Genomic DNA, 18,421 nt, shown 5'->3' on the forward strand with positions numbered 1-18,421 from the left:
CGGCAGTTCGACTCGAACGTTCCGCCGGCGGAGCACACCCCTGCGATGGGAACGGACGCGCGACTTTACCCGATCTTGCCGAACGCCTTCCCGCCCTTTTCCCTGGCCGCCCGGCCCGGCTACCCGCGCGCCAGCACCTCCCCGTGCAGCATCGCGAACCAGCCGTCCTCGGCCGTCGCCCACCCCCGCCAGCCGGCCGCGATCCGCTCCAGCTCCGCCCGGTCCGCGAACCCCTCGGCCACCGCCGTCCCGGCCGTGCTGGAGGCCACCGTCCGGTCGGCCCACATGCCGCCCCACCACTCCCGCCGCTCCGGCGACGCGAAGGTCCAGGTGCTGGACGAGGCGGTGACCTCGGCGAAGCCCGCCGCCCGGGCCCAGTACAGCAGCCGCCGCCCGGCATCCGGCTCGCCGCCGTTGCTCCGGGCGATCCGCCGGTACAGCTCCAGCCAGCGGTCCAGTTCGGGCACCTGCGGGTACCAGGTCATGCTCTCGTAGTCGACGTCCCGGGCCGCGACCAGGCCGCCCTCCGCGGTCACCCGGCGCATCTCCCGCAGCGCGGCCACCGGGTCGGTCACGTGCTGCAGCACCTGGTGGGCGTGCACCACGTCGAACTTCCCCTCCGCGTACGGCAGTCCGTGCACGTCGGCGACCTCGAACCGCACGTTGGACAGACCCCGCCCGGCGACGTGCCGGGCCGCCGCCTCCAGCACCTCGGCCGAGGTGTCCACGGCCACCACCCGCCCGGCGGGGCCGACCAGTTCGGCCAGGTCGGCGGTGATCGTGCCCGGACCGCAGCCGACGTCCAGCACGGCCTGACCGGGCCGCAGGTGGGGTACCAGGTAGGCGGCCGAGTCGGCGGCGGAACGGGAGCGGTGCGAGCGCAGCACGGACTCCTGGTGGCCGTGCGTGTAGGCGGCGGGCTGCGGTCCGGTCATGACGTCCCCCTGAGAAGATCTCGGTTCTCCGACGCCTCCGACGCTACTACCCGTCCCGCATGACGAGAAGATTCGTCTCATATGACGGTCACCCTAGGATGCACGAGAGCCCCCGGCCGGCCTGCGGTCGGAGGCTCTCGCCCTGCCGGTACGCCTAGTTGAGGGTGAACCAGGTGCTGCGGGACTTCTTCCACTCCGGGTGGGTGAGGTCCTTGGCCTCGGTGCCGTCGCCGTACAGGTCGGCGGAGCCGTCGTCAGTGATCAGCTGCACCCGGGCGCCGGGGGCGGTGAGGTCCGGGAAGTCCGGCACGGCCTCCCAGCCGCCCGCGTCGGCGGTCGGCAGGTCCAGCACCTTGACCGGCTGCGAACCGGGCTGCCCGTCCCAGCGGTAGAGCGCGTACGGGTCGGAGTTGTCGTCCGCCGCCCAGGAGCCCGCCACGATCAGGTACTGGCCGAGCGCGTTGCGCCGCAGGTCGCGGACGGAGAGCCCGCCGAGGTCCAGCTCGATCGGGGTGCCGAACGTGGCGTGCGCCGAACCGCCGGGCAGGGAGGAGAAGTTGGTGACCGGCACGATCAGCGCCCGGCCCCCGGTGACCGCCGGGGCGAGCGGCGCACGGAAGCCCACGTACGCGGTGGTGGAGCTGCCCGGGGCGAACTCCAGGCCCTCGACGTTGAATCCGTCGATCTGCTTGGGCGCCTGGCCGGCCGCCGCGCCCGCCGCGAAGCCGTAGCGGTTGCCGTTGGCGCGGTCCCAGCCGATCAGGTCATCGCGCAGGCCGGTGTACTTGCCCGCCAGGGTGAGCTGCGTGCCCGCGCCCGAGCCGGTGACGGTGGTGGCGAAGACGGTGCGCCGGTCGGCCTTGATCTCGCCGTCCTTGTTGTTGCCCAGCGAGCCGGTCCAGTAGACGGTGTTGCCGACCCGCGTGGCGCCCTCGATGTCGATCTCCTTGGAGACGCCGAGTGCCGAGCTGAAGTCCCAGGTGCGGACGGGCGCGCCCGAGGCGTTGCGGTCGTACAGCCGCAGCACGTTGGACTCGTCGTCGGCCACCACGACGTAGCCGCCGCCCGCGTCCACCGCCGCCGAGGCGTCGCTGGAGCCGGTCAGGTACCGGCTCGCGGCGGAGAACTGGACCGCGGGCGAGGCCGCGTAGTGCAGCGTCTTCGTCGCGGTCTTGCCGCCGAGGCCGGTGACCTTGACGGTCAGGTCGGTGTAGCCGACGCCCTGCGCGGCGACCGCGAGGGTGCGGGTGCCGGTGGTGCCCGTGACGGTGACGTCGCCGGTGCGGGCGACCGAGCTGCGGCTGCTCGCCGAGGCGGCCACCGACAGCGCGGAGGCGGACGCTCCGCTCTGCGCGACGGTGACGGTGACCGTCGGGTCGCCGGTGGCGCCGACCGCGCCGGAGAGGTAGCCGGCCGAGAGGGTGATCGTGGGGGTTCCGTACGTCACGGCGGCGGCGGAACCGGCGGGCAGCGCGAGCACCGGCAGTGCGGCGACGGCGACGGCCAGCGGCAGCAGGCCGCGGGAGAGACGGGACACGGGGACAGCCCTTCGACGTGGGGGCGGTGCGAGGTCCGGACCAGGGTGGAGCCCCTCGGCGAACGCCGCCCCTCCGGCAGCGGGCCGCCGGACGAACAGCAGCCCTCGACGGACCACCGGCCGTGCCCGGGCCGTACGGTGGACGGGCCCCCGAGAGAACGGTCTCCCCCCATGCCCGGCCGCCCCTTCGTCCTGCTGAGCGCCGCGATGTCGCTCGACGGGCATCTCGACGACACCTCCCCCGAGCGGCTGCTGCTCTCCAATCCGGCCGACTTCGACCGGGTGGACGAGGAGCGCGCCGCCAGTGACGCGATCCTGGTGGGCGGCAACACGCTGCGCGCGGACAACCCCCGGCTGCTGGTCAACGACCCCGCCCGGCGGGCCGCCCGGCTCGCCGCCGGCCGGCCCGAGTACCCGCTGAAGGTCACCCTCAGCGCGAGCGGCGGGCTCGACCGGTCGCTGCGCTTCTGGCACACCGGTGGCGACCGCCTCGCCTACACCACCGACGCGGGCGCCGCGGTGCTGCGCCCGGAACTGGACGGCCTGGCCGAGGTGGTGGCGCTGGGCGGCGCGGTCGCGCTGGGCGCGGTGCTGGACGACCTCGGCGCCCGCGGGGTGCGCCGGCTGATGGTCGAGGGCGGTGGCAGCGTGCACACCCAGTTCCTGGCGCAGGGCCTGGCCGACGAGCTCCAGCTGGCCGTCGCCCCGCTGCTGGTCGGACAGGCGGACGCGCCCCGCTTCGTCCACCCCGCCGCGTTCCCCGGTGGCCCGGCCCGCCGGATGCGGCTGCTGGAGGCACGTACGGTGGGCGACGTCGTCCTGCTCAGGTACGCCCCGAAGGAGCCCGCCCCGTGACCACCGACCCGACCGACCTCCGGTTCCTGCGGCGGGCCGTCGAGCTCTCCCGCCGCTGCCCGCCCTCCGAGACCGCGTTCTCGGTCGGCGCGGTGATCGTCGGCGCGGACGGCGAGGTGCTGGCCGAGGGCTGGAGCCGGGAGTCCGACCCGCACGATCACGCCGAGGAGGCGGCCCTGGCCAAGCTCCCGGCCGGCGACCCGCGACTGCGCGGCGCGACCGTCTACAGCTCCCTGGAGCCCTGCGGACAGCGCGCCTCCCGGCCGCACCCCTGCGCGCGGCTGCTGCTGGCGGCGGGCGTCCCGCGGGTGGTGGTCGCCTGGAGCGAGCCGGACACCTTCGTCGCCGAGACCCAGGGGACGGCGCTGCTGGAGGCGGCCGGGGTCGAGGTGGTGGAGCTGCCGGAGCTGGCCGAGGAGGCCCGCGCGGTCAACGCCCACCTGCTGGGCTGATATTTTGTATCTGGATTGAACAATTGACTCGCACTCTCTGGGCCCCGCCCGCGAGGAGCCGCCCCATGCCCGCCGCCGCCACCGTCGCCCCCATCGTGCTGACCACCCGCGCCCTCCTGCTGGACATGGACGGCACCCTGGTCAACTCCGACGCCGTCGTCGAACGCTGCTGGCGCCGCTGGGCCCAGGAGCACGACCTCGACCCGGACGAGGTGCTCCGGATCGCCCACGGCCGCCAGGGTCACGCGACCATGGCCGTCCTGCTGCCCGAGCGCCCGGCCGCCGTCAACCTCGCCGACAACCGGCGCATGCTCGCCGAGGAGAAGGCCGACACCGAGGGCGTCGTCCCGGTCCCCGGTGCGCCCGCCTTCCTCGCCGGCCTGGCCGGCCTCGCGCATGCCCTGGTCACCTCGGCCGACCAGCCGCTCGCCCGGGTCCGGATGGCCGCCGCCGGCCTGCCGCTCCCGTCCGTCCTGATCACCGCCGAGTCGGTCGGCGCGAGCAAGCCCGACCCGGAGGGCTTCCTCAAGGGCGCCGCCGCGCTCGGCTTCGCCCCCGCCGACTGCCTCGCGTTCGAGGACTCCGAGGCCGGCATCGCCGCAGCCCGGGCCGCCGGCATCCCGGTGGTCGGCGTCGGCCCACGCGCCGCCGCCCACCGCCCGACCGCGCACGCCGCCACCCTGGAGGGCGTGACCGTCACGGCGTCCGGCGACGGCACCCTGACCGTTCGCATCGCCTGACGGCCCCACCGCGGGGCCGTCACCGGTGCGCCGGCCCCGCGACCGCCTACCGGCGGGTGCGGGTGGCGAGCCAGCCGGCCATCGCCCGGACGCCGACGCCGATGGCCCGCTCGTCCGGCGTGAAGGTCTCGTAGTGCGGGTAGCTGGTCGTGATCGCGGCGCCGGGAGTGCGGACCCCGAGGAACGTGTAGGTGCCCGGGACGCGGTCCAGGAACAGTGCGTAGTCCTCCCCGTTGAACGGGAACGCGGCACGGTTCACCGTCACCGAGCCGGCGCCGAGCTCACAGCGCAGGTGCCGGGCCAGCGCGTTGGCGTCGTCCGCGGGGCAGACCAGGGCCGGGAACGGCGGCTTGGGGAAGGTCACCGCCCCGCCGTACGGCTGCGCCAGCCGGCGGATCTCCTCCCGGATCTCGGTGTTGCGCTGCTCGGGCCAGCAGCGGAACGTCACGTCGACCGCGACCCGGCCCTCGGCGTCCGGCTTGTCCGCCGCCCTGCCGCGGATCACCACGAACCGGGCCAGCGGCCCGTCCGGCGTCTGCACGTCCGCGACCATCTGCTCCAGATAGGCGTCCGACGAAGCCGGCGGCAGCGGCGGCGGGGCCACCGTGGAGAGCCCGCCGATCTCGGCCTTCAGCCGGCCCGCCGCGGCGACCGCGTCCGGCCCGGTCAGGGTGACCGTGGCCCAGTCCTGGCCCGGCAGCCCGCTGCCCGGCGTCACGGCGAACTGCCCCACCGGGTACGGCCCGCAGTGCAGGGCGTGGATCTCCTCGGCGCCCTTCCGCTCCAGCACCCCGGCGTCGATCATCGCCTGGGCGCCCTTCAGGGACTCCTCGCCGGGCTGGAAGAGGAAGACCACCGTGCCGCTCAGCCGCGGCTGGAGCCTCGCCAGCGCCTGGGCGACGCCGACCCCCACCGTGGTGTGGATGTCGTGGCCGCAGACGTGCGCCGCCGGGCGGTCCCGGAGCGGGGGCGTGATGCCGTCCCCGGGCACCGCGTCCATGTCGGCCCGGTAGGCCACCGTCCGCCCCGGGCGCGCGCCCTTCAGCACCGCGACCACCCCGGTCCCGGCCACCGACTCGACGCTCAGGCCCGCCGCCCGGAGCCGGTCGGCCACCGCCCCTGCGGCGAACTTCTCCTCCCCCGACGTCTGGGGGTTGCGGTGCAACTCGCGCCGCAGTGCGATCAGGTCGGCGTCGAGCCGGGCGGCGACGGCGTCGACCGCGGCCTGGTCGATCGGGTTGCGCCGGCGGTCCGAGTCCGCCACGGCGTCGGTGCCGGACGCCAGGACGGCGCCGACCCCGGCGGCCGCGGTGCCGCCCAGCAACGTGCGGCGGCTCAGGGCAGGCTTGTTCGAACGAGTCATGACTTCCCCCTGTGATCGTGCGGAGTAGCTGCCCGCGCGTCGTGACGACGAGCGGTGAGGGCACGGACGGCAACCCGCCCGGGGTGACGACGCCGGTGCGGTCACGGCCGGACGCCCGCCCCCGAGATGCCGGTCAGCAGCCACTCAAATGATCACATGAAATGGTCAACTCGCCTGCGGTGGAGGCAAAGTGAGAGACAGTGTTCCACTTTGACCCTCCCCCGGCACCCGGCCCGTCAGCCCAGCCGGCCGAGCCTCGCCCCCAGGCGGCGGGCATCCCGCAGCCGCTGCCCGTACGTCGCCCCCAGGGCGAGCAGCAGCAGCCCCACGACGGCCAGCGGCACCCAGCGCGGCAGCAGGCCCAGCCCCTGGACGACGGTCGGCGCCAGCTCGTGCACGCCGACCAGCAGCAGCGCCGCACCACCCAGCAGCAGCGGGCCCAGCAACCGGTACCTGACCCCCAGCACGGTCACCACCGCCGCGGCGGCACCCAGCAGCAGCGGACGCAGCCAGTGCCCGTCGGCCCACACCGCGACCACCCTGGGCGCCAGCCCGAGCACCAGCCCGAGCACCAGCCCCTGACCGTACGCCGCCCAGGAACCGGCCTCCGCATCACACCGCCGCCGGAGGACGCCGAGCACCAGCGCGGCCGCCGACACCGACAGGCTGTAGGCCTCCGGCGCCCGCACGACCCAGAGCGCCAGCCGCAGCCGGGTGGTCTGGGTCGTTCACGTGGGACACCGGTCCACTGTCTACGAGACCTGATTGCCGCCGGCCGCACGTCAGAACATCCAGCACCCGTCCAGCACGGTGACGACGAAGAGGTCGGACTCGACTGAGCCCGACCCCTTCTGACCTGCGCGTTTGCCACGTCAGCGACGTGGTGTCATTTCATCCGCTCAGACGTTGAAGCGGAACTCCACCACGTCGCCATCCTGCATGACGTAGTCCTTGCCCTCGATGCGGGCCTTGCCCTTGGAGCGGGCCTCGGCGATGGAGCCGGTCTCGACCAGGTCGTCGAAGGAGATGACCTCGGCCTTGATGAAGCCCTTCTGGAAGTCGGTGTGGATCACACCGGCGGCCTCGGGGGCGGTGGCGCCCTTCTTGATGGTCCAGGCGCGGGTTTCCTTGGGACCGGCGGTGAGGTAGCTCTGCAGGCCGAGGGTCTCGTAGCCGACCCGGCCGAGGGTGGCCATGCCGGTCTCCTCCTGGCCCATGGACTGGAGGAGCTCCAGTGCCTCGTCCTCGTCCATGCCGATCAGCTCGGACTCGATCTTGGCGTTCAGGAAGATCGCCTCGGCGGGGGCGACCAGGGCGCGCTGGGCCTCCTTGAACTCCTCGTCGACCAGCTCGTCCTCGTCGACGTTGAAGACGTAGAGGAAGGGCTTGGTGGTGAGCAGGTGCAGCTCGCGCACCGAGGAGGCGTCGAAGCCCGCCTCGAAGAGGGTCTTGCCGGTCTCCAGGATCTTCTGGGCGGCCTCGGCGGCGGCCAGCGTGGCGGCCGACTCCTTCTTCAGGCGGGCCTCCTTCTGGAGCCGGGGCAGCACCTTCTCGATCGACTGGAGGTCGGCGAGGATCAGCTCGGTGTTGATGGTCTCGATGTCGTCCTTCGGCGAGACCTTGCCGTCGACGTGCACCACGTCCGGGTCGACGAAGGCCCGGATGACCTGGCAGATCGCGTCCGACTCACGGATGTTCGCCAGGAACTTGTTGCCCAGGCCCTCACCGACCGAGGCGCCGCGCACGATGCCGGCGATGTCCACGAAGTCCACGGTCGCCGGGAGGATCCGCTGCGAGCCGAAGATCTCGGCGAGCTTGGCCAGTCGGGCGTCGGGGACGCCGACGACGCCGACGTTCGGCTCGATGGTGGCGAACGGGTAGTTGGCCGCCAGCACGTCGTTCTTGGTCAGGGCGTTGAACAGGGTCGACTTGCCGACGTTCGGCAGGCCGACGATTCCGATCGTGAGCGACATGAAGCGCAGTCCCGTGGGCTTGGAGGAGTTGGGTCGGCACCGTGCGGGCCGATCCCCCAGTCTACGGGCAGCGAATCAGGCGTCGGCAGCCGCCGGCAGCGGCTCCAGGAACTCCAGGCGGTTGCCGAGGCGGTCGCTGGAGTGGAAGCGGCGGTGCCCGGGCAGGTTGTCGTCCCAGACGACCTCATGACCATGTGCGGCCAGCCGCTCGGCGAGCGCGTCCAGCGCCCGCACCTGGATGCCCGGGTGTCCCTTGCGGGCCGGCCGGAACTCCGGCACCACCCCCAGGTGCACCTCGACCCCGCCGCCCCGGAACCAGCAGCCGCCGCGCGCGGCCAGCACCGGAGGCTTGGCCAGCTCGGTCATGCCGAGCACGCCGTGCCAGAAGGCCCGGCACTCGTCCTCCGCGCCGGCCGGGATGTCCAGCTGCACGTGGTGCAGCCGTTCGAAGGCGAACTCGCTGGTCATACGTCCCCCCGGTGGAGTTGAGCGACGATCACATCAGTACTCCGTTCGAAGACACGGAGCAAGGTCCCGACGCCCATTACACAGTGTGGCGATGATCGGACCGTACGTTGGGTGGGTGGAGCAGAGCATCCGAACCCAGCCGCCAGGGCCCAGACGCCGTCCGCCGAACGGCGCGGCCGGGGCCGCCGTCCCCGGGCCCGGGCGGGCCCCCGAGACCGCCGAGCCGGCCGGGGCCGCCGCCTCCCCCACCTCCCGGCTACGCCCCGTGGCCGGCGCGCCCGACCGGGTCCGCCCCGGTGGCGCCCGGCCCCGGCTGCGTCTGCCGTTCGGCACGCGCCCCGGGGAACGGACCGGCGAGCGCGCGGACGGGCAGACCTCCGAACGCACCGGCGAACGCGGTGGCGGCCGCCCGAACGGCCGCCTCTACGGGCGCCGGCGCACCGGGCGGCCGACCCGGCTGACCGCGGTCGGCACCGGCGTGGCCGCGCTGGTCGCGACCGTCGCGGTGGCCGGCCTGGACCGGCTGGTCTTCGGCGGGCTCGGGGTGCTGTTCGGCATCGGCTACCTGGTGGTCTGCTTCCAGCTGGCCGTCCGGGTGCGCTTCGCCGACCTGCTGGCCGCGCCGATCAGCGGGCCGATCGCCTTCGCCGTCTCGCTGCTGCTGCTCGGCCCGGTCGCCTCCTCGGGGGTGACCGCGCAGGTGGTGGCGCTGGCGACGGGCCTGGCGCTGCGGGCCGGCTGGCTCTTCTCCGGCACCGGTCTGGCGGCGGTGATCGTCCTCGCCCGGTTCATGGCGCAGCGGCGGCTCCACCGGGTGCGCTGAGGGGGTGGCCACCCGGCCACCCCCTCGGCGCACGGCACCGGCACGCGGCGCCCGGCACCAGCGCTCGCCGCACCGCAGCCACCCTCGCCGCACCACAGCCACCCTCTGCGCACAGCACCGGCCCTCACGCAGGACCGGCTCCGCGCGAGGACCCCGGCAACCGGGTCAGGCGGACGCGCGGGCCGCCGCCATGGCCGCCCCGACGATCCCGGCGTCGTTGCGCAGCTCCGCCGGGACGATCCGGGCCTCGCGCCCGCGCAGCAACGGCAGGAACTTCTCGTGCTTGCGGCTCACCCCGCCGCCGATCACGATCAGCTGCGGTGAGAACAGCATCTCCACCAGGTCGAGGTACTCGTCGACCCGGCCCGCCCACTGCTCCCACGTCAGCCCGTGCCGCTCCTTGGCCGCCGATGAGGCGCGCCGCTCGGCGTCCTTGCCGCGCAGTTCCAGGTGGCCAAGCTCGGTGTTGGGCACCAGGGTGCCGTCCACGAAGAGGGCGCTGCCGATACCGGTGCCGAAGGTGAGGACCAGCACCACGCCCGCCTGACCGCGCCCGGCGCCGTGGCTGAGCTCGGCGAAACCGGCGGCGTCGGCGTCGTTGAGGACGGTGGCCGGCAGGTCGAGCGCCTCGCGGAAGAGCCCCTCGGCGTCGAGGCCGATCCAGCCCTTGTCGACGTTGGCCGCGGTTCTGGTCTGGCCGTTCACCACCACTCCGGGGAAGGTCAGCCCGACCGGGCCCCGGTGGCCGAAGTGTCGGACCACCTCGCGGACGGCGGCGACCACGGCCTCCGGGGCGGAGGGCTGCGGGGTGAGGACCTTGTGCCGCTCCTGGGCGAGCACGCCCCGGCCGAGGTCGACGGGGGCGCCCTTGATGCCCGAACCGCCGATGTCCACACCGAATACCGCCGTCATGACGACCGCCCTCCGCCGTAACCCGAGACCGTCGCGCACGGGCCGGGCCGGGCGCCACGGTCGGCGTTGTCCACAGGCCTGTGCACACCTGGGCACAAAACTACGAGAGCACACCCGGCCGCGCACAGCAGAAAACCCGGTCCCCCGCAGGGGGCCGGGTTTTCCGGAGGCCGCGGTTACAGCTTGCCCGCGGCCTCGGAGCGCAGGTCGCGGCGGAGCTCCTTGGGCAGCGAGAAGGTCAGGTGCTCCTCGGCCGTCTTGACGGTCGACACGTCGCCGTAGCCGCGCGCGGCCAGCCAGTCCAGGACGCCCCCGACCAGGATCTCCGGCACCGAGGCGCCGCTGGTCAGGCCGACCGTGGTGACGCCCTCCAGCCAGGCCTCCTGGATCTCGTCGGCGAAGTCCACCAGGTGGGCGGCCTTGGCGCCGTACTCCAGGCCGACCTCGACCAGGCGGACGGAGTTGGAGGAGTTCTTGGAGCCGACCACGATCAGCAGGTCCGTCTCGGGCGCCATCTGCTTGACGGCGACCTGCCGGTTCTGGGTGGCGTAGCAGATGTCGTCGCTGGGCGGGCTGACCAGGAGCGGGAAGCGCTTCTTCAGCTCGCCGACGGTGGCCATGGTCTCGTCCACCGAGAGCGTGGTCTGGGAGAGCCAGACGACCTTGGACTCGTCGCGGACCTCGACGTTGGCGACGTCCTCGGCGCCGTCCACCAGGTGGATCCGGTCCGGTGCCTCGCCCATGGTGCCGACGACCTCCTCGTGGCCCTCGTGGCCCACCAACAGGATGTCGAAGCCCTCGTCGGCGAAGCGGACGGCCTCCTTGTGCACCTTGGTGACCAGCGGGCAGGTGGCGTCGATGGTGGCGAGCTTGCCGGCCTTGGCCTCGTCGTGGACGGACGGCGCGACGCCATGCGCGGAGAACACCACGATCGAACCCTCGGGCACCTCCTCCGTCTCGTCGACGAAGATCGCGCCCTGCTTCTCCAGGGTCTGCACCACGTACTTGTTGTGGACGATCTGCTTGCGGACGTAGATCGGCGCCCCGTACTGCTCCAGGGCCTTCTCCACGGCGATCACGGCGCGGTCGACGCCCGCGCAGTAGCCCCGGGGGGCGGCGAGCAGGACACGGCGCTGCGCGGTGTTGGACATGGCTCCATCGTACGGGCGGAGGCGAGCCGCGCCGACGGGAGGCGCTTTCGGACCGGAACCGGCCGCCGATGCTCAAATGTGGAATCTATGAGCGAGCGAGTCGACGCCGGCGGTCTGCGGCGCAGCCTGAGTGTCCGCGATCTGATGGTGTACGGGCTGCTGTTCATCGCCCCGATGGCGCCGGTCGGCGTGTTCGGCGTGCTGGACGCCAAGAGCCACGGCGCGGTGGCCTCGGTCTACCTGGCGGCGACGGTCGCGATGGGTTTCACCGCCTTCTCGTACGCCCAGATGGTGCGCGCGGTGCCGCAGACCGGCTCGGTCTTCGCCTACGCGAGGGCCGGTCTGGGCGAGGGGCCGGGGTTCATCGCCGGCTGGATGGCGATGCTCGACTACCTGCTGATCCCCGCGGTGGCGTACCTGTTCTCCGGCATCGCGCTGCACTCGCTGGTGCCGGACGTGTCGCGCTGGGTGTGGACGGCGCTGGCCGTGGTGGTGACCACCGCGCTCAACCTGACCGGCGTGCGGACGGCGGCGGCGGTCGGCCTCGCGGTGCTGGCGATGGAGATCGCGGTGCTGGCGGTGTTCCTGGTGGCGGCCGTGGTGGTGCTGGTGCGGGACGGCGCGCAGCGCGGCTGGGACACCCCCTTCACCGCGGTCGGCGGCTTCTCGCTGACCGCGGTGATCTCGGCGGTCTCGGTGGCGGTGCTCTCCTACCTGGGCTTCGACGCGATCGCGACCTTCGTGGAGGAGGCGGTCGGCGCGTCGGCGGCGGTGGCCAGGGCCGTGCTCTGGTGCCTGCTGCTGGCCGGGGCCCTGTTCATGGCGCAGACCTACCTGGCGGCGCTGCTGGAGCCGACGACCCCGCAGCAGCTGGCCGCCGACCCGGCCGCCCAGGGTTCGGCCTTCTACGACACCGTGGAGAGCGGCATCGGGCACTGGCTGCACGTGCTGGTAGCGGCCGCCAAGGCGATCGGCGCGGCGTTCGCGGCGCTGGCCGGGCAGGCGGCGGCCGGGCGGCTGGTCTACGCGATGGCCCGGGACGGCCGGCTGCCCCGGGCCCTGGGCGCCGTGGACCCGGCCAGCGCGGTGCCGCGCCGGGCGCTGCTGGTGGCGGCGGTGATCACGATGGGCGCGGCGGTCTGGGCGGCCGACCGGGACGACGGCCTGGACCGGCTCACCTCGGTGGTGAACATCGGCGCGCTGACCGCCTTCGCGCTGCTGCACGCCTCGGTGATCGGCTGGTACGTGGTGAAACACGGCTCGCGGGACTGGCTGCGGCACGTGGTGGTACCGGTGCTGGGCATCGCGGTGATCGGGGCGGTGGTCTACGAGGCCTCGCCCACAGCGCAGATCGCGGGGGCGGTCTGGCTGGGGGTGGGGCTCCTGGTGCTCGTCGTCCAGGGAGCCTCCGCGGTCGGCATCCGCCGCTGAACCGACCGCGCTGTCGGCCTGCGCCGCTAGCCTCGTACGCATGGCCAACACCAGCTCTCCCGAAGCCCCGCTCCCGGTCGGCAAGGTCTCCGCGCTGATCGGCGGCTGGATCGACCGGCTCGGCGCGGTCTGGGTGGAGGGGCAGATCACCCAGCTGAGCCGACGGCCGGGCGCGGGCGTGGTCTTCCTGACGCTGCGCGACCCGCAGGCGGACGTCTCGCTCACCGTGACCTGCTTCCGCTCGGTCTTCGAGCAGGTCGCGGACGTGGTGCAGGAGGGCTCGCGGGTCGTCGTGCACGCCAAGCCGGAGTGGTACGCGGCGCGCGGCCAGCTCTCGCTGCGGGCGGCGGAGATCCGGCTGGTCGGGCTGGGCGAGCTGCTGGCCCGGCTGGAGCAGCTGAAGCGGCGGCTCGCCGGGGAGGGCCTGTTCGCGGCCGACCGGAAGCGGCCGCTGCCGTTCCTGCCGCAGTGCGTCGGGCTGGTCACCGGGCGCGGCTCGGCGGCCGAGCGGGACGTCCTGGAGAACGCCCGGCGGCGCTGGCCGGCCGTCCGTTTCGAGGTGCGCAACGTCCCCGTGCAGGGCGTCAGCGCGGTGGAGCGGGTGAGCGCGGCGGTGCGGGAGCTGGACGAGCACCCCGAGGTGGACGTGATCATCGTGGCCCGCGGCGGCGGCAGCGTCGAGGACCTGCTGCCGTTCTCGGACGAGGGGCTGGTGCGGCTGGTCGCGGCGGCCCGGACGCCGGTGGTCAGTGCGATCGGCCACGAGCCGGACCAGCCGCTGCTGGACTTCGTCGCCGACCTGCGCGCGTCCACCCCGACCGATGCCGCCAAACGGGTGGTCCCGGACGTCGGCGAGGAGCTGGCCAAGGTCCGCAACCTGCGCGACCGGGCCCGGCGGCACGTGCTCGGCCGGGTCGACCGGGAGCAGCACGGGCTGGACGGCGTCCGCAGCCGCCCGGCGCTGGCCGCGCCGCACCGGATGCTGGACGGGCGCGGCCAGGACGTGGCGGCCCTGGTGGAGCGCGCCCGGCGCACCCTCGGGCACCGGCTGGACCACGCGCAGAGCGACCTCGGGCACACCCTGGCCCGCGTGGTCGCGCTCTCCCCGTCGGCCACCCTGGAGCGCGGCTACGCGGTGCTCCAGCGGGAGGACGGCTCGGTGGTGACCGACCCGGCGCAGGTCGCGGCCGGCGACGCGCTGCACGCCCGGGTGGCGGGCGGCGGCTTCGGCGTGACGGCCGATCCCCGGCCGTAGCGGCCCGCTGTCGGCCCCAGCCCCTACGCTGGCTCCCATGGCAGATCAGCAGGAGGCACAGGCCGCACCGGGGACGCCGGACGACGCGCTGGGGTACGAGCACGCCCGGGACGCGCTGCTGGAGGTGGTCCGGCAGCTGGAGAACGGCGGCACGTCGCTGGAGGAGTCGCTGGCGCTCTGGGAGCGCGGGGAGCAGCTGGCGAAGGTGTGCCAGCGCTGGCTGGACGGCGCCCGGGCCCGGCTGGACGCCGCGCTGGCCGCCGAGGAGGGCGAGCCGGCCGGGGAGTAGGCGGCCGGAAGGGTGACGGAGATCACGTCGATGGGGGGAACAGTTGAATGTTCACACATGTTGGGAACAGGTGATCGGCCACGGTCGGTCGTCCACACGAACCTGTCCCGTATGACGCATGAGGTGCAGACAAGCATGACCACCGACGCCCTGGTACTCGACGCCGCCGCTCAGGACCTGCTGTTCCGCGACGCCCGCACCGCCAACACCTTCACCGACGAGCCGGTCTCCGAGGAGCAGATCCAGGCCATCTACGAGCTGGTCAAGTTCGGCCCGACCGCCTTCAACCAGCAGCCGCTGCGCGTCGTCCTGGTCCGCTCGGCCGAGGGTCGCGAGCGCCTCGTCCAGCACATGGCGGACGGCAACAAGGCCAAGACCGCCGCCGCCCCGCTGGTCGCCATCCTGGCCGTGGACAACGAGTTCCACGAGGAGCTGCCGACCCAGCTGCCGCACTTCCCCCAGGCCAAGGACATGTTCTTCAGCGAGCGCCCGGCCCGCGAGGCCTCGGCCGCGATGAACGGCGCCCTCCAGGCCGGCTACTTCATCATCGGCGTCCGCGCCGCCGGCCTGGCCGCCGGCCCGATGACCGGCTACAACGCCGAGGGCATCGACAAGGAGTTCTTCGGCGACGGCGAGCACTCGGTGCTGGCCGTGGTCAACATCGGCAAGCCGGGCGAGGACGCCTGGTTCCCGCGTTCGCCGCGCCTGGCCTACGACGAGGTCGTCACCACCGTCTGATCGCGATGCGATGACGCGGGAGCGGCACAGGAGAAGGGCCCCGCACCGGTTCCACCGGTGCGGGGCCCTTCCCGTCCGCTCGCGCTCGCTGCGGTGCCCCGGGTGCCGTCCCACTCCCCCCGGGGCCCCGGGGGCCTACTTGAGGGCCTGCGCCAGCTCGGCGAGCTCCTCGTAGGAGGCGGTGCCGGTGACCAGCGTGGTGGCGTCGCCGCTCTGGACGGCGAGGGCGCGCGCCTTGGGACCGGCGACGCGCTCCCAGGACTGCCCGGCCACCTCCGACGTGCCGTCCGGCTTGCCGCCGGCCACCGCCGAGTCGAGCAGGACGGCGCGGTCGACGTCGCTCTGCTCGATCGCCGCGTACTGGCCGGACGGGGTGACGAAGCCCAGGTGCCAGGCGTTGCCCTTGCCCTTGCCCAGCGACGCCGGGTCGTAGCTCACCGAGGTGGCCCGCCACCGGTCGGAGAGACCCTCCGGGGTGAGCAGCGGGTACGGCGCGGCGCGCTTCGCCGAGGCGGCGGCCACCCGGTACTCCTTGGTGTGGACACCGTCGCCGCTCGCGTCGTGCGGCAGGAACAGGTACCCGATCCAGACCACGGCGCCGACCGCCAGCATCGACAGGACCATGTCCCGTACCGTCTGCCGGCCCTTCATGCCTCTGCTCTCTCCAGCCACCCCCACATGGTGACTCATCCGGTCGGGACCACCCGCACCCGGGGTGGCCCCGGACGGGTGAACAGGGGCAAACCCGCTGTTTCCGACCGGGGGTGGCGACCCGCGCCACAGACAGTCATCTCGTGGGCAGATACGATCGCAGAACCCTCACCACGGCGTTCGACCTGGCAGTAGTCGGGCGCTCACTGGCCGTCGCGTACAGAGAGGTAACGACGATGACCACGCAGTACCCGCACAACCTCCCCAGTGCCCTGGAGGTCGCGCCCGAGGCTCCCGACCGGAACCTCGCGCTCGAACTCGTCCGGGTCACCGAGGCGGCCGCCATGGCCGCCGGCCGTTGGGTCGGCCGCGGCGACAAGAACGGCGCCGACGGCGCCGCCGTCAAGGCCATGCGTACGCTCGTCTCCACCGTCTCCATGAACGGTGTCGTCGTCATCGGCGAGGGCGAGAAGGACGAAGCCCCGATGCTCTACAACGGCGAGCGGGTCGGCGACGGCACGGGCGCCGAGTGCGACGTCGCGGTGGACCCGGTCGACGGGACCACGCTGACCGCCAAGGGCATGAACAACGCCGTCGCGGTGCTGGCCGTGGCCGACCGCGGCACGATGTTCGACCCCAGCGCGGTGTTCTACATGGACAAGCTCGTCGCCGGGCCCGAGGCCGCCGAGTTCGTCGACATCACCGCCCCGGCGGCCGTCAACATCCGCCGGGTCGCCAAGGCCAAGGGCAGCGCCGTGGAGGACGTCACCGTCGTCATCCTGGACCGCCCGCGCCACGAGGGCCTGGTCAAGGAGATCCGCGAGGCCGGCGCCCGGATCAAGTTCATCTCCGACGGCGACGTCGCCGGCGCCATCATGGCCGCCCGCGAGGGCACCGGCGTCGACCTGCTCATGGGCGTCGGCGGCACCCCCGAGGGCATCATCGCCGCCTGCGCGATGAAGTGCATGGGCGGCGTCATCCAGGGCCGGCTCTGGCCCAAGGACGAGGCCGAGCGCCAGAAGGCCCTCGACGCCGGCCACGACCTGGACCGCGTGCTCACCACCGACGACCTGGTCAGCGGCGAGAACGTGTTCTTCGTCGCCACCGGCATCACCGACGGCGAGCTGCTGCGCGGCGTCCACTACCGCCAGGAGACCGCCACCACCAGCTCGCTGGTCATGCGCTCCAAGAGCGGCACCATCCGGGAGATCCACTCCACCCACAAGCTGTCCAAGCTGCGGGCCTACAGCGCGATCGACTTCGACCGCGCCAACTGATCCCGGACGCACCCGCGTCGGCCACGCCCGCGGCCTCGGCGAAATCCCCCTTCGCCGAGGCCGCGGGCGTTCGCGTGTGCGTGCGTCGCCGGCGGCCCGGCCGTCGCGCCCCGCTCAGCCCGCTATCCGGCTGGGGCGGGCCGCCTCGCGCAGCTCCGTCTCCCGGCGCCGGCGGCGGGCCAGCACCACCCGGCGCTCGGCCGCCGTAAGCCCGCCCCAGACGCCGTACGGCTCCGGCTGCGCCAGCGCGTGCTCCCGGCACTCCAGCAGCACCGGGCAGCGCGCACAGACCTGCTTCGCCTGCTCCTCCCGCGAAAGCCGGGCCGCCGTGGGCTCCTTGGAGGGTGCGAAGAACAGCCCCACCTCGTCCCTGCGGCACGCCGCGCCGGTGTGCCAGGGGTCGTCGTCACCCTGCGGCTGGGCACCGGGCCGGCGCTCCAGCACCTGGGCGGCGGCAACGGACGATGTGGGGCGGGACTCGATCGGATGCAGCACGGCCGTACTCCTGACGAGGCTCTCGGACACGGGGAAGCTCGCACCCCTGCCCGGCTGCGAGCCCCCGCGAACACCCCCCGGGCCGGCCTCAGGCCGCCTCCGGTGCGCAGCCGTACAAGAAGCGATGTGCGTGAGGAACTACCCCGCCGCACCGTGATTCATGCACACTGCACGCAATCGACTACAGAGTGCACCCGACGCAACGACGAGTGCCCGGGCGGGAGTTGCTCCCACCCGGGCACCCTTCCGGCCGCTGGGCCGGCCCGGTCTACTCCGTGCCGAGCTGCTTGCGCACCCACTCCTTGAGCTTCTTGCCCTTGCGCGGCCGCGCCTCGCAACCGCCGAACACCGCCACGCCCTTGACCCGGACGACCGGCGCGTACGGGTCGGCGGCGGTCTGCTCCTTGACGTCGAAACCGCCGAAGATGCCGACGCCGTGGCCGACCAGGCTGACGTTCTCGGGCACCTTGATCTCCACCCCGCCGAAGATCGACACCACGTCGATGACCACCTCCGGCGACTCGAAGACGGCATCCGTCAGGTCGATCTCGACCCCGCCGAACGCGGCCACCGCGCGCAGCTGCGAACCCACCCGCCAGCGGCCCTTGCGGGAGGCGGCGCCGAAGATCGCCACCATGGTCGGCGCCTCCTGCCGCGCGGGCAGCCGCACCGGGCCGTCCGGGCGCCGGCCCGGCTCGCCCAGCGGGGTCTTGTCGAAGGAGATCGACCGGTGCACCGGCAGATCCCTGGTCAGCGGCGCGAGGTCACCCAGGGTCTTGGCCCCGTACGCGGCCTCGATCCGCTCGGAGTGCTCCTCCGCGTCCAGCCGGCCCTCGGCATAGGCGTCGCGCAGCAGCTCCGCCACCCGCTCACGGTCGGCGTCCGAGGCCCGCATCTCGGCCTCCGCCACCGGAGCGTGGTCGGCCCGGGCGGGCTGCGCCGGCTCCGGCTTGGTCATCGGTACGGGCGCCTGCCCCTGGTCGTCCTGGTCGTCCCTCGACGGCGAGTTGTCCACGGGTCAAGACTAGCCATCGGGGCAAGCCCCGTACGCATGTCCGAGTGACCCTGGTCACGCA

At 73.5% G+C, this 18,421-nt stretch carries 18 protein-coding genes and 1 pseudogene; 8 read left to right on the forward strand and 11 right to left on the reverse strand.

The window, feature by feature from the left end; all coding sequences use genetic code 11:
• Positions 1-119: 119 nt before the first annotated feature.
• Both ACZ3YO_RS09620 and ACZ3YO_RS09625 read right to left on the reverse strand, forming a co-directional pair.
• Positions 120-935: a methyltransferase domain-containing protein gene (locus tag ACZ3YO_RS09620; RefSeq protein WP_465567021.1), complete on the reverse strand. Its 816-nt coding sequence runs from the start codon at positions 933-935 to the stop codon at positions 120-122.
• Positions 936-1,089: 154 nt separating this feature from the next.
• Positions 1,090-2,472: a hypothetical protein gene (locus ACZ3YO_RS09625; RefSeq protein WP_465567024.1), complete on the reverse strand. Its 1,383-nt coding sequence runs from the start codon at positions 2,470-2,472 to the stop codon at positions 1,090-1,092.
• A 171-nt stretch (positions 2,473-2,643) separates the two neighbouring features.
• Between ACZ3YO_RS09625 and ACZ3YO_RS09630 the strand changes: the two are divergent.
• Positions 2,644-3,779 (forward strand): annotated as a pseudogene (locus tag ACZ3YO_RS09630) (dihydrofolate reductase family protein).
• Positions 3,780-3,844: 65 nt separating this feature from the next.
• A complete protein-coding gene (locus tag ACZ3YO_RS09635) occupies positions 3,845-4,519 on the forward strand; it encodes an HAD-IA family hydrolase (RefSeq protein WP_465567027.1) in 675 nt (224 codons plus the stop codon).
• A 46-nt stretch (positions 4,520-4,565) separates the two neighbouring features.
• Here the strand turns inward: ACZ3YO_RS09635 and ACZ3YO_RS09640 are convergent, their stop codons facing one another.
• The 4 genes from ACZ3YO_RS09640 to ACZ3YO_RS09655 all read right to left on the reverse strand — a co-directional run bounded on the left by ACZ3YO_RS09640 (position 4,566) and on the right by ACZ3YO_RS09655 (position 8,323).
• Positions 4,566-5,882 (reverse strand): M20 metallopeptidase family protein, encoded by a 1,317-nt coding sequence (locus ACZ3YO_RS09640; protein WP_465567030.1) that lies wholly within the window; start codon positions 5,880-5,882, stop codon positions 4,566-4,568.
• A gap of 236 nt (positions 5,883-6,118) precedes the next feature.
• Positions 6,119-6,592, reverse strand: a complete 474-nt coding sequence (locus tag ACZ3YO_RS09645) for an SCO7613 C-terminal domain-containing membrane protein (RefSeq protein ID WP_465567228.1) — start codon at positions 6,590-6,592, stop codon at positions 6,119-6,121.
• A 189-nt stretch (positions 6,593-6,781) separates the two neighbouring features.
• Positions 6,782-7,855: a redox-regulated ATPase YchF gene (gene ychF, locus ACZ3YO_RS09650; protein WP_396320643.1), complete on the reverse strand. Its 1,074-nt coding sequence runs from the start codon at positions 7,853-7,855 to the stop codon at positions 6,782-6,784.
• A 75-nt stretch (positions 7,856-7,930) separates the two neighbouring features.
• Entirely contained in the window at positions 7,931-8,323 is a 393-nt protein-coding gene (locus tag ACZ3YO_RS09655) for a VOC family protein (RefSeq protein ID WP_465567033.1), read from the reverse strand.
• Positions 8,324-8,438: 115 nt separating this feature from the next.
• Here ACZ3YO_RS09655 and ACZ3YO_RS09660 point away from each other — a divergent pair, with 115 nt between their 5' ends.
• On the forward strand, positions 8,439-9,146 hold the full coding sequence (locus tag ACZ3YO_RS09660) for a DUF6542 domain-containing protein (RefSeq protein ID WP_465567035.1): 708 nt from the start codon (positions 8,439-8,441) through the stop codon (positions 9,144-9,146).
• 165 nt (positions 9,147-9,311) lie between these two features.
• Here ACZ3YO_RS09660 and ppgK read toward each other — a convergent pair whose 3' ends face one another.
• On the reverse strand, positions 9,312-10,058 hold the full coding sequence (gene ppgK / locus ACZ3YO_RS09665; RefSeq protein WP_465567038.1) for a polyphosphate--glucose phosphotransferase: 747 nt from the start codon (positions 10,056-10,058) through the stop codon (positions 9,312-9,314).
• Positions 10,059-10,234: 176 nt separating this feature from the next.
• Positions 10,235-11,209, reverse strand: coding sequence for a 4-hydroxy-3-methylbut-2-enyl diphosphate reductase (locus tag ACZ3YO_RS09670; protein WP_465567040.1), 975 nt, complete (start codon positions 11,207-11,209; stop codon positions 10,235-10,237).
• Positions 11,210-11,296: 87 nt separating this feature from the next.
• Between ACZ3YO_RS09670 and ACZ3YO_RS09675 the strand changes: the two genes are divergently transcribed.
• From ACZ3YO_RS09675 to ACZ3YO_RS09690, 4 genes are all read left to right on the forward strand, one after another.
• Positions 11,297-12,640, forward strand: coding sequence for an APC family permease (locus ACZ3YO_RS09675; RefSeq protein ID WP_465567043.1), 1,344 nt, complete (start codon positions 11,297-11,299; stop codon positions 12,638-12,640).
• A gap of 40 nt (positions 12,641-12,680) precedes the next feature.
• Positions 12,681-13,895 carry an exodeoxyribonuclease VII large subunit gene (xseA, locus tag ACZ3YO_RS09680; RefSeq protein ID WP_465546068.1) on the forward strand — a complete coding sequence of 405 codons (1,215 nt, stop codon included), beginning with the start codon at positions 12,681-12,683 and terminating at the stop codon, positions 13,893-13,895.
• 37 nt (positions 13,896-13,932) lie between these two features.
• Positions 13,933-14,184, forward strand: a complete 252-nt coding sequence (locus ACZ3YO_RS09685; protein WP_396320637.1) for an exodeoxyribonuclease VII small subunit — start codon at positions 13,933-13,935, stop codon at positions 14,182-14,184.
• Between the two features lie 135 nt (positions 14,185-14,319).
• A complete protein-coding gene (locus tag ACZ3YO_RS09690) occupies positions 14,320-14,922 on the forward strand; it encodes a malonic semialdehyde reductase (protein ID WP_396320636.1) in 603 nt (200 codons plus the stop codon).
• Positions 14,923-15,057: 135 nt separating this feature from the next.
• On the opposite strand, the gene ACZ3YO_RS09695 is transcribed toward ACZ3YO_RS09690, so the two are convergent.
• A complete protein-coding gene (locus ACZ3YO_RS09695) occupies positions 15,058-15,573 on the reverse strand; it encodes a DUF4245 domain-containing protein (RefSeq protein WP_465567048.1) in 516 nt (171 codons plus the stop codon).
• A gap of 236 nt (positions 15,574-15,809) precedes the next feature.
• On the opposite strand from ACZ3YO_RS09695, the gene glpX reads away from it, so the two are divergent.
• Entirely contained in the window at positions 15,810-16,850 is a 1,041-nt protein-coding gene (gene glpX / locus ACZ3YO_RS09700; RefSeq protein WP_148643103.1) for a class II fructose-bisphosphatase, read from the forward strand.
• Between the two features lie 114 nt (positions 16,851-16,964).
• Here the strand turns inward: glpX and ACZ3YO_RS09705 are convergent, their stop codons facing one another.
• Together ACZ3YO_RS09705 and ACZ3YO_RS09710 are read right to left on the reverse strand one after the other, a co-directional pair.
• Positions 16,965-17,345, reverse strand: a complete 381-nt coding sequence (locus ACZ3YO_RS09705) for a WhiB family transcriptional regulator (protein ID WP_465546064.1) — start codon at positions 17,343-17,345, stop codon at positions 16,965-16,967.
• Positions 17,346-17,613: 268 nt separating this feature from the next.
• Positions 17,614-18,303 (reverse strand): DUF1707 SHOCT-like domain-containing protein, encoded by a 690-nt coding sequence (locus ACZ3YO_RS09710; RefSeq protein WP_465567230.1) that lies wholly within the window; start codon positions 18,301-18,303, stop codon positions 17,614-17,616.
• Between the last annotated feature and the right edge of the window lie 118 nt (positions 18,304-18,421).

Source organism: Kitasatospora sp. NPDC022785, assembly GCF_055561295.1.

Excerpts from the sequence above, each read along its gene's own strand:
- ACZ3YO_RS09620 (WP_465567021.1), bottom strand. The coding sequence starts at position 935 with ATGACCGGACCGCAGCCCGCCGCCTACACGCACGGCCACCAGGAGTCC.
- ACZ3YO_RS09635 (WP_465567027.1), top strand. The coding sequence starts at position 3,845 with ATGCCCGCCGCCGCCACCGTCGCCCCCATCGTGCTGACCACCCGCGCC.
- ACZ3YO_RS09640 (WP_465567030.1), bottom strand. The coding sequence starts at position 5,882 with ATGACTCGTTCGAACAAGCCTGCCCTGAGCCGCCGCACGTTGCTGGGC.
- ychF (WP_396320643.1), bottom strand. The coding sequence starts at position 7,855 with ATGTCGCTCACGATCGGAATCGTCGGCCTGCCGAACGTCGGCAAGTCG.
- ACZ3YO_RS09655 (WP_465567033.1), bottom strand. The coding sequence starts at position 8,323 with ATGACCAGCGAGTTCGCCTTCGAACGGCTGCACCACGTGCAGCTGGAC.
- ppgK (WP_465567038.1), bottom strand. The coding sequence starts at position 10,058 with ATGACGGCGGTATTCGGTGTGGACATCGGCGGTTCGGGCATCAAGGGC.
- ACZ3YO_RS09670 (WP_465567040.1), bottom strand. The coding sequence starts at position 11,209 with ATGTCCAACACCGCGCAGCGCCGTGTCCTGCTCGCCGCCCCCCGGGGC.
- ACZ3YO_RS09675 (WP_465567043.1), top strand. The coding sequence starts at position 11,297 with ATGAGCGAGCGAGTCGACGCCGGCGGTCTGCGGCGCAGCCTGAGTGTC.
- xseA (WP_465546068.1), top strand. The coding sequence starts at position 12,681 with ATGGCCAACACCAGCTCTCCCGAAGCCCCGCTCCCGGTCGGCAAGGTC.
- ACZ3YO_RS09685 (WP_396320637.1), top strand. The coding sequence starts at position 13,933 with ATGGCAGATCAGCAGGAGGCACAGGCCGCACCGGGGACGCCGGACGAC.
- ACZ3YO_RS09690 (WP_396320636.1), top strand. The coding sequence starts at position 14,320 with ATGACCACCGACGCCCTGGTACTCGACGCCGCCGCTCAGGACCTGCTG.
- ACZ3YO_RS09695 (WP_465567048.1), bottom strand. The coding sequence starts at position 15,573 with ATGAAGGGCCGGCAGACGGTACGGGACATGGTCCTGTCGATGCTGGCG.
- glpX (WP_148643103.1), top strand. The coding sequence starts at position 15,810 with ATGACCACGCAGTACCCGCACAACCTCCCCAGTGCCCTGGAGGTCGCG.
- ACZ3YO_RS09710 (WP_465567230.1), bottom strand. The coding sequence starts at position 18,303 with ATGACCAAGCCGGAGCCGGCGCAGCCCGCCCGGGCCGACCACGCTCCG.